This window comes from Delftia sp. JD2, from assembly GCF_001682645.1.
GTDB classification, from domain to species: Bacteria; Pseudomonadota; Gammaproteobacteria; order Burkholderiales; family Burkholderiaceae_C; genus Comamonas; species Comamonas acidovorans.
In genome coordinates, this window is sequence record NZ_LFJT01000001.1 from 259,343 (window position 1) to 274,616 (window position 15,274).

Below are 15,274 nucleotides of genomic sequence, written 5' to 3' on the forward strand. Positions count from 1 at the left end.
CGCAGAGCTGGCAAGCATACGCAGTGCGGCTTTTCCCCGTGCCACAGGCGGGCAAGCGGCCGCCGATGACGCAGTACCGCCTGCGGGCTTGTGGGCGGCTTCGGGCACGGCCGGGCCGGGGGCCTAAAATCGCCGGTTGATTCCGGCAATCCACCTTGTCAGGCCCCTGGGCCGCAGCACCATGCAAGAGAAATACAACCACATCGACGTTGAGCGCGCAGCGCAAGACCACTGGTCCGCCCGCGACGCTTACCGCGTGACCGAAGACCAGGCCAAGCCCAAGTTCTACGCCTGCTCCATGCTGCCCTACCCCAGCGGCAAGCTGCACATGGGCCATGTGCGCAACTACACCATCAACGACATGCTGACGCGCCAGCTGCGCATGAAGGGCTACAACGTCCTCATGCCCATGGGCTGGGACGCCTTCGGCCTGCCGGCCGAGAACGCTGCGCTCAAGAACAAGGTGCCGCCCGCGCAGTGGACCTACGACAACATCGCCTACATGAAAAAGCAGATGCAGGCGATGGGGCTGGCCATCGACTGGAGCCGCGAGATCGCCACCTGCGACCCCGACTACTACAAGTGGAACCAGTGGCTGTTCCTGAAGATGCTGGAAAAGGGCATTGCCTACCGCAAGACCCAGGTCGTGAACTGGGACCCGGTGGACCAGACCGTGCTGGCCAACGAGCAGGTCATCGACGGCCGCGGCTGGCGCACGGGCGCGCCGGTCGAAAAGCGCGAAATCCCCGGCTACTACCTGAAGATCACCGACTACGCCCAGGAGCTGCTGGACCATGTCCAGGTGGGTGGCGACAAGGCCACGCTGACCGGCTGGCCTGAAAAAGTCCGCCTGATGCAGGAAAACTGGATCGGCAAGAGCTCCGGTGTGCGCTTTGCGTTCACCCACGACATCCGTGGCGCCGACGGCCAGCCCATCCAGGACGGCCGCCTGTACGTGTTCACCACGCGTGCCGACACCATCATGGGCGTGACGTTCTGCGCCGTGGCGCCCGAGCATCCGCTGGCCCTGCACGCCGCCGCCACGAGCCCCAAGCTGGCCGCCTTCATCGAAGAGTGCAAGAAGGGCGGCACTACCGAGGCCGAACTCGCGGTCAAGGAAAAGGAAGGCCTGCCCACGGGCCTGTTCGTCACGCATCCGCTGACGGGCGCCCAGGTCGAGGTCTGGGTCGGCAACTACGTGCTCATGAGCTACGGCGACGGCGCCGTCATGGGCGTGCCCGCGCATGACGAGCGCGACTTCGCCTTTGCGAAGAAGTACGGCATCGCCATCCGCCAGGTCATCGCGGTCGAAGGCGAGACCTTCAGCACCGAGGCATGGGCCGACTCGTACGGCGACAAGCAGCGCGCTGTCTGCATCGATTCCGGCGAACTCGACGGCCTGCCCCATGTGGCGGCCGTGGACAAGGTGGCCGAACTGCTGGCCGCCAAGGGTCTTGGCGAGAAGAAAACCACCTGGCGCCTGCGCGACTGGGGCGTGAGCCGCCAGCGCTACTGGGGCACGCCGATTCCCATCATCCACTGCGAGGACTGCGGCGCCCAGCCCGTGCCCGCCAAGGACCTGCCCGTGGTCCTGCCCCAGGACCTGGTGCCCGATGGCTCGGGCAACCCCCTGATCAAGAGCGAAGCCTTCCACGCCGGCGTGGTCTGCCCCTGCTGCGGCAAGAGCGCGCGCCGCGAGACCGACACCATGGACACCTTCGTGGACTCGTCCTGGTACTTCATGCGCTATTGCGACGCCAGGAACAGCGAGCAGATGGTGGCGGAAGGTGCCGAGTACTGGATGCGGGACCAGAATGCCGCCACCGGCGGCAGCGGCATGGACCAGTACATCGGCGGCATCGAGCACGCCATCCTGCACCTGCTGTACGCGCGCTTCTGGACCAAGGTCATGCGTGACCTGGGCCTGGTCAAGGTCGATGAGCCCTTCACCAAGCTGCTGACCCAGGGCATGGTGCTCAACCACATCTACAGCCGCCGCACGGCCAAGGGTGCCAAGGAGTACTTCTGGCCCAAGGATGTCGAGCATGTGTTCGACGAGACCGGCAAGATCGTGGGCGCCAAGCTCAAGGCCGAGGTGGACAGCGCCGATGGCCTGCTGCCCGTGGGCACGGACATCGACTACGAGGGCGTGGGCACCATGTCCAAGTCCAAGAACAACGGCATCGATCCGCAGGAGCTGATCGAGAAGTACGGCGCCGACACCGCGCGCCTGTACACCATGTTCACCGCGCCGCCCGAGCTGACGCTGGAGTGGAACGATGCCGCCGTCGAAGGCAGCTACCGCTTCCTGCGCCGCGTCTACAACTTCGGCGCCAAGCTGTCGCAGATGGACATGGCCGGTGCCGTGCAAAGCGTGGCCGGCGCCAAGTCGCTGGACGACGTGGAGTTCGGCAAGGCCGCCAAGTCCCTGCGCCTGGAGATCCACACCGTGCTCAAGCAGGTGGAATACGACTACCAGCGCATGCAGTACAACACCGTGGTCTCGGGCGCCATGAAGATGATCAACGCGCTGGAGGACTTCAAGTCCTTCGACGACGCGGGCGCCCAGGTGGCGCTGATCGAAGGCTTCGGCATCCTGCTGCGCGTGCTCTACCCGGCCACGCCCCACCTGGCCCATGCGCTGTGGAGCGAGCTGGGCTACGCCGCCCACCTGGGCGACGTGCTGGATGCGCCCTGGCCCCAGGTCGATCCCCAGGCTCTGGTGCAGGACGAGATCTCTCTGGTGCTGCAGGTCAACGGCAAGCTGCGCGGGGCCATCCTGGTGTCCTCGACGGCCGACAAGGCCGAGATCGAGCGCATCGCCCTGGCCAACGAGGAATGCCAGAAGTTCACCAACGGTGCCGTGCCCAAGAAGGTGATCGTGGTACCTGGCCGCCTCGTGAACGTCGTGGTCTGACCCCCTGGGCGCCGGGCCTGCCCGGCGCCCGCAAGGAACAAGCATGCAAAAACGTACCCTGCTCACCGCCCTGGCCCTGGCTCCGCTGCTGGGGGCCTGCGGCTTTCGCCTGCGGGGGGTGCCGACCTTCGTGTTCCGCTCGCTCTACATCCAGGCGGGCCGGGGCTCTCCGGTAGCGCGGGAGCTTTCGCGCAATCTGGCCAGTGCCAGCGACAAGCTGACCGTGCTGCGCGATCCGGCATCGCCCGACGATGCCGAAGCGATCTTCCAGATCGTCAGCGAGCGGCAGGAGCGGGTCATCGTCGGCATGAACGCGCTGGGCCAGGTGCGCGAGTTGCAGCTGCGCCTGCGCGTGCGCTTCAAGCTGCGCACGCCCAATGGCGACGAGCCGATTCCCGAGACCGAAATCCTGCAGCAGCGCGATGTGACGTACAACGAAACCAACGCGCTGTCCAAGGAAGCCGAGGAAGCCATGCTCTACAAGGACATGCGCACCGACATCGTGCAGCAGTTGCTGCGCCGTCTGGCCGCCGTCAAGAGCCTGACCTGAGCCCCATGCAGCTTGCCCTGAACCAGCTTGGCGGCCATCTGGCCAAGGGCCTGCGCCCGCTTTATGTGCTGCACGGCGACGAGCCGCTGCAGCAGCAGGAGGCGGCCGATGCCATCCGCGCCGCGGCGCGCGCGGCCGGCTATACCGAGCGCAGCAGCTATACCGTGGCCGGCGCGCATTTCGACTGGAGCGCCGTGCTGGCGGCCGGTGGCTCGCTGTCGCTGTTCGCCGACCGGCAGATCGTCGAGATCCGCATTCCCTCGGGCAAGCCCGGCAAGGACGGCGGCGCCGCGCTGCAGCAGATCGCCGAGTCCGCGCGGGGCAACGACAGCACGCTCACCCTGGTCCTGCTGCCGCGCCTGGACAAGGCCACCAAGACGGGGGCCTGGTTCAGCGCGCTGGAGGCCCAGGGCATGACGCTGCAGATCGATCCCATTGAGCGCGCCCAGTTGCCGGCCTGGATTGCCCAGCGGCTGGCGGCCCAGGGCCAGCGCGTCGCACCCGGCGAGGAAGGGCAGCGCACGCTGCAGTTCTTTGCCGACCGCGTCGAAGGCAACCTGCTGGCCGCGCACCAGGAAATCCAGAAGCTGGCGCTGTTGCATCCCGAGGGTGAACTGAGCCAGGCCCAGGTCGAGCAGGCCGTGCTCAATGTGGCGCGCTACGACGTTTTCAAGCTGTCGGAGGCCGTGCTGGGCGGGCAGCTGGCGCGCGTCTCGCGCATGCTCGATGGCCTGCAGGCCGAAGGCACGGCCGAGGTGCTGGTGCACTGGACCCTGGCCGAGGACATCCGCGCCATCTGCCGCGTGAGGGACGCCATGGCCGCAGGCCAGCCCCTGCCGATGGCGCTGCGCGCCCAGCGCATCTGGGGCGTCAAGGAACGCTTGTTCGAGCGCCTGCTGCCGCGCATCACCGATGCCCAGGCCGCGCGCCTGCTGCAATCGGCCCACGCGGTGGACGGCATCGTCAAGGGCCTGGCTTTCGAAGGCTGGCCGCGCGACGGCTGGCAGGCCCTGCGCCGCCTGGCCGTGGACCTGGCCCAGGCCGGCGCCAAGGGCTGACGTACCGTTCCTAGCGCGTCTTTTCCAGCTGCGCCTGGGCCTTGGTGGCCCAGGCCTCAAGGTTGTCCAGCAGGTCCTTCTGGCTGAAGGAGCAGCTTTCCTCGCTGAACAGCGCGCTGGACTCCAGTCGGTCCAGCAGATTGAGCAGCACTTCGCCGTAGCGCGGCGGCAGGGCCTGCAGCAACTCCGATGAGGCCCTGGCCTGCTGTCCGAGCACGGCGGCCGACAGCTGCTGCTGTGCCAGTTGGGCGAAGCCGGCATGCAGCTGGGCGAGCTGCTGGGCGGCGAGAAGAGTGTCGTGGCTGGTGGACATGGCGGGAAAACCTCTGCGTACTGGGCAGCAGTGTAGGGTGGCCGCGACATCCTGCCGGCCGCCGCAACGCGGGGTTTGCCCTCTGGCGGCCGTGCGCAGACGCATCCCGGCCGCGTCGCAGCCGCATGTCGGCGCGGGGCATGCCCGGTCCCGGTGCGCAAATGGGCGCAACTCGGCGAGAATCTCGGAATGAACGCGCTCAATATCGTCGAATACACCCACAACCTGGGCGTTCAGGCCAAAGTGGCCTCCGCCCAGATGGCCCGAGCCTCGGCTGCCGTCAAAAGCCGCGCCCTGCTGGCGCTGGCGCGCCTGCTGCGGGAGAACGTGGAGCCGTTGCAGACCGACAACGCCCGTGACCTCGACCGCGCCGTGGCCAACGGCCTGTCCGCACCCATGGTGGACCGCCTGCGCCTGACGCCCAAGGTGCTTGAAACCTGTGCCCAGGGCTGCGAACAGCTGGCATCCATGGCCGACGTGATCGGCGAGATCATCGGCATGAAGCAAATGCCCAGCGGCATCCGCGTGGGCCAGATGCGTGTGCCGATCGGCGTGTTCGGCATGATCTACGAGAGCCGCCCCAACGTGACCATCGAGGCGGCCAGCCTCAGCATCAAGAGCGGCAACGCCTGCATCCTGCGCGGCGGCTCGGAAGCCATCGACTCCAACAAGGCACTGGCCGCCCTCGTGGCCAGGGCGCTGGCCGAGGCCGGCCTGCCCGAGCACGGCGTGCAGCTGGTGCAGACCACGGACCGCGAGGCCGTGGGCCAGCTCATCGCCATGCCCGACTACGTGGACGTCATCATCCCGCGCGGCGGCAAGGGCCTGATCGAGCGCATCAGCCGCGAGGCCAAGGTGCCCGTCATCAAGCACCTGGACGGCAATTGCCACACCTATGTCGATGATCCCTGCGACATCGCCATGGCCGTCAAGGTGGCCGACAACGCCAAGACCAACAAGTACAGCCCCTGCAACGCCAGCGAGAGCCTGCTGGTGGCGCGCGGCGTGGCCGCCGAGTTCCTGCCGCAGATCGGCGCCATCTACGCCGCCAAGGGGGTCGAGATGCGCGGCTGCCCCGAATCGCTGGCCATCCTGAAGTCCGTGGCCGGTGCCCAACTGGCCGAGGCCACCGAGCAGGACTGGAGCGAGGAATACCTGGCGCCCATCATCAGCGTCAAGATCGTCGCGGGTGTGGACGAAGCCATCGCCCACATCAACCGCTACTCCAGCCACCACACGGATGCCATCCTCACGCGCGACCACATGCATGCCCAGCGCTTTCTGCGCGAGGTGGACTCGGCCAGCGTCATGGTCAATGCCAGCACCCGCTTTGCCGATGGCTTCGAGTACGGCCTGGGCGCGGAAATCGGCATCAGCACCGACAAGTTCCATGCGCGCGGTCCTGTGGGCATCGAAGGTCTCACCTCGCTCAAATACGTGGTGCTGGGTGAAGGCGAAGTCCGCACCTGACCGGACCGTGCTGCGCGCCGGCAGGCACCCGGCCGGGACGCCCCGCGCCGGGATGCCCCGCGCCGGCACCGCAGCACCGCAATGAACCCATGAAAATCATCATTCTTGGCGCCGGCCGTGTGGGCTACAGCGTGGCCGAAAGCCTGGTGTCCGAACGCAACGACATCACGGTGATCGACACCGATGCGCGTCGCCTGCGCGAGCTGGAGTCGCGCTTCGACCTGCGCGGCGTCGTGGGCAACGGTATCGATCCCCAGGTGCTGGCCGAGGCCGGAGCCAAGGACACGGACCTGCTGATCGCCTGCGCCGCGCTCGACGAAACCAACCTGGTGTGCTGCAAGCTGGCCCAGGTGCTGTTCGAGATTCCCACCCGCATCGCGCGCGTGCGCTCCTCGGGCTTTGGCGATGACGAGACGCTGCTGGGCAAGGAAGGCTTCGGCGTGGACCGCATCATCTGCCCCGAGGAATCGCTGACCAACTACATCAGCAAGCTCATCGAGTTCCCCGAAGCCATGCAGGTGCGCGCCTTCGCGGGCGGGCGCGCCGCGCTGGCCTCGGTGCGTGCGCGCGACGGCGCCCCCGCCGTCGGCAAGCACATCGGCGAGCTGCGCGACTGCATGCCCGAGCTGGCCATGCGCATCGTGGCCATCTACCGGCGTTTCCTGGAGGAGCCCGACCGCTTCGTGCGCTGCGACGGCAACACCCGCATTGAGCCGGGCGACGAAGTCTTCATCCTGGCCGCGCGCGAGCATGTGGCCGAGGTGCTGCGCGCCATCCACCAGCCCGCGGGCCGGCCGTCGCGCCCTGTCTACCGCATCATGATCGCCGGTGGCGACCAGGTCAGCCTGCGCCTGGCGCTGCAGCTGTCGCGCGTGCCGGGCCGCTTTCACATCAAGATCATCGAGCCCGACGAGCAGCGCTGCCAGGACCTGGCCTCGCTGCTGCCGGCCGAGGTGCTGGTGCTGCACGGCGATGCCACCGACGAAGACCTGCTGGCCGATGAAAGCGTGGAGGACGTGGACCTGTTCCTGGCCCTCACCGACGACGACGAAAACAACATCATGGCCAGCCTGCTGGGCAAGCGCATGGGCGCGCGGCGCGTGCTCTCGCTGATCACGCGGCGCGCCTATGCCGACCTGATGCACGGCACGCAGATCGACATTGCGCTGTCGCCGGCCCAGGCCATGCTCGGCGAGCTGCTGGCCTATGTGCGCCGCGGCGACGTGCAGGCCGTGCACAGCCTGCGCCGGGGCGTGGCCGAGGCGCTGGAGATCGTGGCGCGCGGCGACCGCAAGAGCTCGCGCGTGGTCGGCCGCAAGGTCGAGGACCTGCGCGTGCCCGAGGATGCGCACATCGGCCTTATCGTGCGCGGCATTCCCGAAGGCGTGCCGGCCGACGAGATCGCGGCCGGTGCCGAGCCCGAGGTCATCATCCCGCGCGGCAACACCGTGATCGAGAGCGGCGACCACGTGGTCTTCTTCCTGCCCCACAAGCGGCTGGTGCGGGACGTGGAAAACCTGTTCCGCGTCAGCGCCACCTTCTTCTGAGCCCATACCCATGCGCGACCTGTTCCCCGTCCTGCGCGTGCTTGGCATGCTCATGGTCATGTTCGCGCTGTCCATGCTGCTGCCCTTTGCCGTGTCCTGGTTTGCCGACGACGGCATCTGGCGCATCTACCCCTGGGCCATCGGCATCACGGCGGCGGCGGGGCTGTCGCTGTGGGTAGGCCTGGACCATTTCCGGCGCGAGCTGCAGCCGCGCCACGGCGTCATCCTCGTCACCCTGGTCTGGGTGGTGCTGCCGCTGTGCGCCATGCTGCCGCTGGTGCTGGGCCTGGGCCATGTGGGCCTGAGCATCAGCTTCACCCATGCCTATTTCGAGGCCGTCTCGGGCCTGACGACGACGGGCGCCACCGTGCTCACGGGGCTGGACGCATTGCCCGTGTCCATCAACGTCTGGCGCACCTTCCTGCAATGGTTGGGCGGCATGGGCATCCTGATCCTGGCCGTGGCCATCCTGCCGCTGCTGGGCGTGGGCGGTGCCCAGCTGTTCCGCGCCGAGGCCGCCGGCCCCATCAAGGACACCAAGCTGACGCCGCGCATGACCGAGACCGCCAAGGGCCTGTGGGGCGTCTACGGCGTGTTCTCGCTGGCCTGTGCACTGGCCTTCTGGGCCGCGGGCATGGAGCCGCTGGATGCGCTGATGCACATGTTCGCCACGGTGAGCCTGGGCGGCCTGTCCTCGCACGACGCCAGCTTCGCCTACTTCGACTCGCCGCTGATCGAGCTGATCGCCCTGGTCTTCATGCTGCTGGCCAGCTGCAACTTCGCGCTGTACTTCGTGGCCATGCGCAAGGGCCGCTGGGACGGCTTCTGGCGCGACCCCGAAATGCGCGCCACGCTGGCCGTGCTGCTGGGCGGCGGGCTCATCGTCGCGTTGCTGCTGTGGGCCAAGGGCGTGTACGGGCCTGTCGAGGCGCTGCGCTACGGCATCTTCCACGTGGTCTCGGTGGCCACGACCACGGGCTTCACCACCGTCGACTACCTGAGCTGGCCCGTCTTCGCGCCCGTGCTCATGCTGCTGCTGTCGGGCGTGGCCACCAGCGCGGGCTCCACGGGTGGCGGCATCAAGATGGTGCGCATGCTCATCCTGCTCAAGCAGGCGCGGCGCGAGCTCACGCGGCTCGTGCACCCGCGCGCCATGCAGCCCGTGCGACTGGGCAACGGCGTGGTGGACGACCGCATGATCTTCTCGGTGCTGGCCTTCATGCTGGTCTATGGCGCCACCGTGATCACGCTCAGCATGGTGCTGCTGCTCACCGACCTGGACCCGGTGACCGCCTTTTCCGCCGTGCTGGCCAGCGTGCACTGCATGGGGCCGGGCCTGGGCGCGCTGGGGCCGAGCTCCAACTATGCTGTGCTCACCGACTTCCAGACCTGGATCTGCACCCTGGCCATGCTGCTGGGGCGCCTGGAAATCCTCAGCTTCATGGCGCTGCTTTCCCCGGCTTTCTGGCGCCGATGATGCCGAAGAGACTAGGGAAAACACTTAGACCATGGTCCAATCTCTACAATTGCCCCCCACCGCCGTACCCAGAGGGTCTTTATGGTTCCACATCTCATCACGGCCCTGACAGGCCCGATCAACGAGCTTGAGCAGCGCATCCTCGACTCCATGCCGGCGATCGAGCGCTGGTTCCGGCTCGAATGGATGGAACACACGCCGCCTTTCTATTGCTCGGTGGACATCCGCAACGCCGGCTTCAAGCTCGCGCCCGTGGATACCAACCTGTTTCCTGGCGGCTGGAACAACCTGACCGACGAAATGCTGCCGCTGGCCGTGCAGGCGGCCATGGCGGCGATCGAGAAGATCTGTCCCGAAGCGCGCAACCTGCTCATCATTCCCGAGAACCACACGCGCAACACCCATTACCTGGCCAACGTGGTGCAGCTCAAGCGCATCTTCAACATGGCCGGTCTGAATGTGCGCATCGGCTCCATCAGCCCCGATGTGAAGAAGACCACCACCGTCACCCTGCCGCATGGCGACACGGTGACGCTGGAGCCGGTGATCCGCAGCAAGCGCCGCATCGGCCTCAAGGATTTCGATCCCTGCACCATCTTGCTCAACAACGACCTGTCCTCCGGCGTGCCGGGCATCGTCGAGGAGCTGTACGAGCAATACCTGCTGCCGCCCCTGCATGCAGGCTGGAGCGTGCGCCGCAAGAGCCGCCATTTCCAGAGCTACGAGGAAGTGGCCAAGCGCTTCGGCAAGCTGCTGGGCATCGATCCCTGGTTGATCAACCCGCTGTTCGGGCGCAGCGAAGGCATCGACTTCGCCAATGGCGTGGGCATGGAAGGCCTGGCCGAGCAGGTCGATGTGCTGCTGGCCAAGGTGCGCCGCAAGTACAAGGAATACGGCATCAAGGAAAAGCCGTTTGCCATCGTCAAGGCCGACAACGGCACCTATGGCATGGGCGTGATGACCGTGCGCGACGCCAAGGAACTGGCCGAGCTGCCGCGCAAGAGCCGCAACAAGATGGGCATGATCAAGGACGGCCAGACCGTGCACGACGTGATCATCCAGGAGGGCGTGCTCACCCAGGAGCGCATGAACAACGCCGTGGCCGAGCCCGTGGTCTACATGATGGACCGCTACGTGGTCGGCGGCTTCTACCGCATGCACCCCGAGCGCGATGTGGACGAAAACCTCAACGCGCCCGGTGCCGGCTTCGTGCCGCTGGCCTTCCAGCACAGCACCCAGCTGCCCCAGATCGGCGCCCGCCCGGGTGCCAGCATGCCCAATCGCTTCTACATGTACGGCGTGGTGGCCCGGGTCGCCATGCTGGCGGCCAGCTATGAGCTGGAGGCGACCAACCCCAACGCGGAAATCTACGACTGATCGGGGTGCTGTCCGATGCGCTCGTCATCAGGACAGCGGACAATGCCGGCATTTCAATTGACTGAAGCCATCTCCCCACGGGATGGCGCATAGACCTGTGCAGAAAACCAAATCTTCGTTGGCCGCGCTCACCCTGGGCGCCATCGGCGTGGTCTATGGCGATATCGGCACCAGCGTGCTGTATTCGGTCAAGGAGGTGTTCGGCTCCGGCCATGTGCCGTTCACCCAGGAGAACATCTACGGCGTCCTGTCGCTGCTGTTCTGGACGCTGACGGTCATCGTCTCGCTCAAATACGTGGTCCTGGTGCTGCGCGCCGACAACAACGGCGAAGGCGGCCTGGTCGCCATGCTGGCCCTGGCCTCGCAGACCGTCAAGGACAAGCCGCGCCTGCGCAGCGTGCTGCTGCTCATCGGCATCTTCGGCACCTCGCTGTTCTATGGCGACGGCGTGATCACACCGGCCATCTCCGTGCTTTCGGCCGTCGAGGGCCTGGAGGTGGTGTCCCCGCACTTCACCAAGGCGGTGATCCCGCTGACCCTGGTCATCCTGTTCCTGCTGTTCTGGTTCCAGAAGCACGGCACGGCAGGGATAGGGCGCTTTTTCGGCCCCATCACCCTGGTCTGGTTCGCCACCATCGCCGCGCTGGGCATACACCAGATCGCCGGCCATCCGGAAATCCTGGCGGCCATCAGCCCGCACTTCGCGGTGCGCTTCATCTGGGACAACCCCGGCACCAGCTTCATCATCCTGGGCGCCGTCGTGCTGTGCGTGACCGGGGCGGAGGCGCTCTACGCCGACTTGGGCCACTTCGGCAAGAAGCCCATTCGCCTGGCCTGGTTCTCCGTGGCCATGCCTGCCCTCACGCTCAATTACTTCGGCCAGGGTGCGCTGCTGCTGGCCAACCCGGCCGCCGTGAAGAATCCCTTCTACATGATGGCCCCGGCCTGGGCCCTGCTGCCCCTGGTGCTGATGGCCACCATGGCCACGGTCATCGCTTCGCAGGCCCTGATCACGGGTGCCTTCAGCGTCACGCGCCAGGTCATACAGCTGGGCTATCTGCCGCGCCTGGAAGTGCGCCACACCAGCGTGCGCGAGGCCGGCCAGATCTACATGCCCCTGGTCAACTGGAGCCTGTTCGTGGCGATTGCGCTGGCCGTGGTGCTGTTCCGCTCCAGCGGCAACCTGGCGGCCGCCTACGGCATTGCGGTGACGCTGGACATGCTGATCACCACCACGCTGACCTTCTTCGTGATCCGCTACCGCTGGAACTACCCGCTGGCCCTGTGCATTGCCGCCACCGGCTTCTTCTTCCTGGTGGATCTGGCCTTCTTCTCGTCCAACCTGCTCAAGCTGTTCGATGGCGGCTGGTTCCCGCTGCTGATCGGCGGCACGGTGTTCTCGCTGATGATGACCTGGCGCAAGGGCCGCGAGCTGCTGCACCAAAAGCTGCAGGCCGATGCCATCGACCTCAAGAGCTTCCTCGAATCGGTCTGGCGCCATCCCCCGGCGCGGGTGCCGGGCACGGCCGTCTTCCTGTCCGGCGAGCCTGGCACCGTGCCCAACGCCCTGCTGCACAACCTCAAGCACAACAAGGTGCTGCACAGCCAGAACATCTTCGTCACGGTGCGCAACCACGAAATTCCCTGGGTGGGCCTGGACAAGCGTACCGAGATCGAGGCCCTGGGCAGCGACTGCTGGCAGGTCATCATCAACTACGGCTTCAAGAACGAACCCGACGTGCCGGCGGCGCTGTCCCTGTTGCGCCCCCGGGGCTGCCAGCTCGACGCCATGGAGACCAGCTACTTCCTGTCGCGCGATGTCATCATCCCGCGCATCAGCCACCGCATGGCGCCCTGGCGCGAAAAGCTGTTCGCCCAGATGCACCGCAACGCCAGCCGTGTCTCCGACTTCCTGCACCTGCCCAGCAACTCCGTGGTGGAGCTGGGCTCCAAGATCGAGCTGTAGGCGTCGCCCGCGCATCGCACGATCCGCGACTGTGGTGACAGAATCGCGCGATGCGCTTTCTCCGTGACTTGAGTCCCTCCGCCTTTGCGGCCGGCTTCGTGGCCGTGCTCGTGGGCTTCACCAGCTCGGTGGCCCTGGTCTTCCAGGCCGCCCAGGCCTTCCATGCCACACCCGAGCAGATCACCTCCTGGGTCTGGGCGCTGGGGCTGGGCATGGGCCTGTGCTCCTTGCTGCCCTCGCTGATACTGCGCATGCCCGTCATGGTCGCCTGGTCCACGCCAGGCGCTGCCGTGCTGGCCACGGCGGGGCTTGCCGGAGGCTTTTCCATGGGCGAGGCCGTCGGCGCCTTCATCATCAGCGCAGGGCTGATCATCCTGGTGGGTGCCACAGGCTGGTTCGAGCGCGTCATGAACCGCATCCCCATGGAAATCGCTGCCGCCCTCCTGGCGGGCGTACTTGCCAACTTCGGCATGCAGGCCTTTGCCGCCGCCAGGCACGCGCTGCCCCTGGTGCTGGTCATGCTGCTGACCTATCTGCTGTCGCGCCGCCTGGCACCGCGCTATGCGGTCATCGCCACGCTGGCGGTCTCCATCGCCTGGGTGGCGCTCACCGGCCAGATGCAATGGTCTGCCGTGCATGCAGGCCTTGCCTGGCCGGTCTTCACCATGCCCGAGTTCTCCGTGCCCGCCCTGGTGAGCCTGGCCTTGCCCCTGTTCGTCGTCACCATGGCCTCGCAGAACCTGCCCGGCGTGGCCGTCATCCGCGCCACGGGCTACAACCTGCCCATCTCCCGCATCATCAGCATGACCGGCATCGCCACCCTGGTGCTGGCCCCCTTTGGCGGATATGCGCTCAACCTCAGCGCTATCACCGCCGCCATCTGCATGGGGCCGGAGGCCCATGAGGACAAATCACGCCGCTATACGGCAGCGGCCGTCTGCGGCCTCTTCTATATAGTCATCGGCATCTTCGGCGCCGTGGTCACAGGGCTGCTCACCGCCTTCCCCAGGGAACTGGTGGTCTGCATTGCGGGACTGGCCCTGCTGGGCTCCATCGGCAGCGGCCTGGCCACGGCCCTGCAGGGAGAGGAGCACCGGGAGGCGGCGCTGATCACCTTCCTGGTCACGCTCAGCGGCGTGGTGATAGCCGGAGTCGGCTCGGCGTTTTGGGGCGTGGTCGCAGGCAGCCTGGCGCTATTTGTGCAACATTACCGACGTGCACGGGCCAGCTGACATGCGGCCCAGGCCCGGGCACCCCCTTTTGCTTCCTATATATAGGCGAGGCACGGGCCGCCGCCTTCCGCACACAAGCCATGCAAATCCTCTTCGTTGCCGATCCGCTCGAATCGTTCCAGACCTACAAGGACACCACCTTCGCCATGATGAGGGAGGCACAGCGGCGCGGCCACTCCATCGTGGCCTGTGAACCCAGGCAGCTTTCCTGGCAGCGTGGCGGCAAGGTCGTCGCCCATGTGCGGCACGTTCAGCTCACGGGGGATGCGCAGCAGTGGTTCGAGACAAACCAGGAGGGCCTGGCTGAACTGGCAGGCTTTGACGCCATCCTCATGCGCAAGGACCCGCCCTTCGATTCCGAATACTTCTATTCCACGCACCTGCTCGAACAGGCCGAGCGTGAAGGCGCCAAGGTCTTCAACAAGCCCAGGGCGCTGCGGGACCATCCGGAAAAGCTGGCCATCCTCGAATTCCCGCAATTCATCGGCCCCACCCTGGTCACTCGCAGTGCACAGGACATCCGTGCCTTCCATGAAGAGCACCAGGACATCATCCTCAAGCCGCTGGACGGCATGGGCGGCATGGGCATCTTCCGGGTCGGCGCCGATGGCCGCAACCTGGGCAGCATCATCGAAACCCTGAACCAGGGCGGTGCCAGCAGCGTCATGGTGCAGAAGTTCCTGCCTGAGATCACCCAGGGCGACAAGCGTGTGCTCGTCATCGGAGGCAAGCCGGTTCCCTACTGCCTGGCACGCATTCCCCAGGGCAACGAAGTGCGTGGCAACCTGGCAGCCGGCGGCAAGGGCGTGGCCCAGCCGCTGAGCGAGCACGACAAGGCCATGGCCGAGGAGATCGGTCCCATCCTCATGGAGCGTGGACTGCTGCTGGCGGGCGTCGATGTCATCGGGCAATGCATCACCGAGATCAATGTGACCAGCCCCACGTGCTTCCAGGAGATCTACGACCAGACCGGCTGCGACGTGGCCAGCCTCTTCGTCGATGCCCTGGAACAGGCTCTGGCGACGGCCTGAAAAAATCCTGGCGGATGACGCCAGTCATCCGCCAGGATTGGTGCTAGAATTGCGCCCCTGCACTCGATGACATGCAAATGTCTAAAAAGTGAAGCTTCCAGGGTTTTGCAAGAACGTTAAAAAACGTGCTACAATGCAAGGCTCTGCTGAAGAGAAGCGATGCAGATCGCTGGTGTTGAAAAGATCGAAGAAATTTGATTGCAACGACGCTGAAAACTGTGCTAGAATTCAAGGCTTCGCTGATCGCAGTGAGTCGGAAGTAAAGAAGAAATTCTCTGCTTCGATCCTTAAAAATATACAGCCGATAAGCGTGGGCGTTTGAGGCGAACAGCCAAG

Annotated in this window: 11 protein-coding genes; 10 read left to right on the forward strand and 1 reads right to left on the reverse strand. The window is 66.1% G+C overall.

Annotation, left to right across the window (positions count from 1 at the left end):
• Positions 1 to 181: 181 nt before the first annotated feature.
• From leuS to holA, 3 genes are read left to right on the forward strand one after another with little or no spacing between them, the layout of a single operon-like run.
• Positions 182 to 2,917 (forward strand): leucine--tRNA ligase, encoded by a 2,736-nt coding sequence (leuS, locus tag ACM14_RS01155; protein WP_063328564.1) that lies wholly within the window; start codon positions 182 to 184, stop codon positions 2,915 to 2,917.
• 43 nt (positions 2,918 to 2,960) lie between these two features.
• Entirely contained in the window at positions 2,961 to 3,467 is a 507-nt protein-coding gene (gene lptE, locus ACM14_RS01160; RefSeq protein WP_012207799.1) for an LPS assembly lipoprotein LptE, read from the forward strand.
• 5 nt (positions 3,468 to 3,472) lie between these two features.
• Entirely contained in the window at positions 3,473 to 4,525 is a 1,053-nt protein-coding gene (gene holA, locus ACM14_RS01165; protein WP_012207798.1) for a DNA polymerase III subunit delta, read from the forward strand.
• 10 nt (positions 4,526 to 4,535) lie between these two features.
• On the opposite strand, the gene ACM14_RS01170 is transcribed toward holA, so the two are convergent.
• Positions 4,536 to 4,838, reverse strand: a complete 303-nt coding sequence (locus tag ACM14_RS01170; protein ID WP_065345018.1) for a hypothetical protein — start codon at positions 4,836 to 4,838, stop codon at positions 4,536 to 4,538.
• A 189-nt stretch (positions 4,839 to 5,027) separates the two neighbouring features.
• Between ACM14_RS01170 and ACM14_RS01175 the strand changes: the two genes are divergently transcribed.
• The 7 genes from ACM14_RS01175 to gshB all read left to right on the forward strand — a co-directional run bounded on the left by ACM14_RS01175 (position 5,028) and on the right by gshB (position 14,938).
• Positions 5,028 to 6,308, forward strand: coding sequence for a glutamate-5-semialdehyde dehydrogenase (locus ACM14_RS01175; RefSeq protein ID WP_012207797.1), 1,281 nt, complete (start codon positions 5,028 to 5,030; stop codon positions 6,306 to 6,308).
• A gap of 89 nt (positions 6,309 to 6,397) precedes the next feature.
• Positions 6,398 to 7,855 carry a Trk system potassium transporter TrkA gene (gene trkA, locus ACM14_RS01180; protein ID WP_012207796.1) on the forward strand — a complete coding sequence of 486 codons (1,458 nt, stop codon included), beginning with the start codon at positions 6,398 to 6,400 and terminating at the stop codon, positions 7,853 to 7,855.
• Positions 7,856 to 7,865: 10 nt separating this feature from the next.
• Entirely contained in the window at positions 7,866 to 9,332 is a 1,467-nt protein-coding gene (locus ACM14_RS01185; protein WP_013804766.1) for a TrkH family potassium uptake protein, read from the forward strand.
• An 81-nt stretch (positions 9,333 to 9,413) separates the two neighbouring features.
• A complete protein-coding gene (gshA, locus tag ACM14_RS01190; RefSeq protein ID WP_012207794.1) occupies positions 9,414 to 10,709 on the forward strand; it encodes a glutamate--cysteine ligase in 1,296 nt (431 codons plus the stop codon).
• Positions 10,710 to 10,806: 97 nt separating this feature from the next.
• On the forward strand, positions 10,807 to 12,675 hold the full coding sequence (locus tag ACM14_RS01195; RefSeq protein WP_034397428.1) for a potassium transporter Kup: 1,869 nt from the start codon (positions 10,807 to 10,809) through the stop codon (positions 12,673 to 12,675).
• Positions 12,676 to 12,725: 50 nt separating this feature from the next.
• A complete protein-coding gene (locus ACM14_RS01200; protein WP_013804763.1) occupies positions 12,726 to 13,907 on the forward strand; it encodes a benzoate/H(+) symporter BenE family transporter in 1,182 nt (393 codons plus the stop codon).
• A gap of 80 nt (positions 13,908 to 13,987) precedes the next feature.
• A complete protein-coding gene (gshB, locus tag ACM14_RS01205) occupies positions 13,988 to 14,938 on the forward strand; it encodes a glutathione synthase (RefSeq protein ID WP_065345019.1) in 951 nt (316 codons plus the stop codon).
• Positions 14,939 to 15,274: the final 336 nt, after the last annotated feature.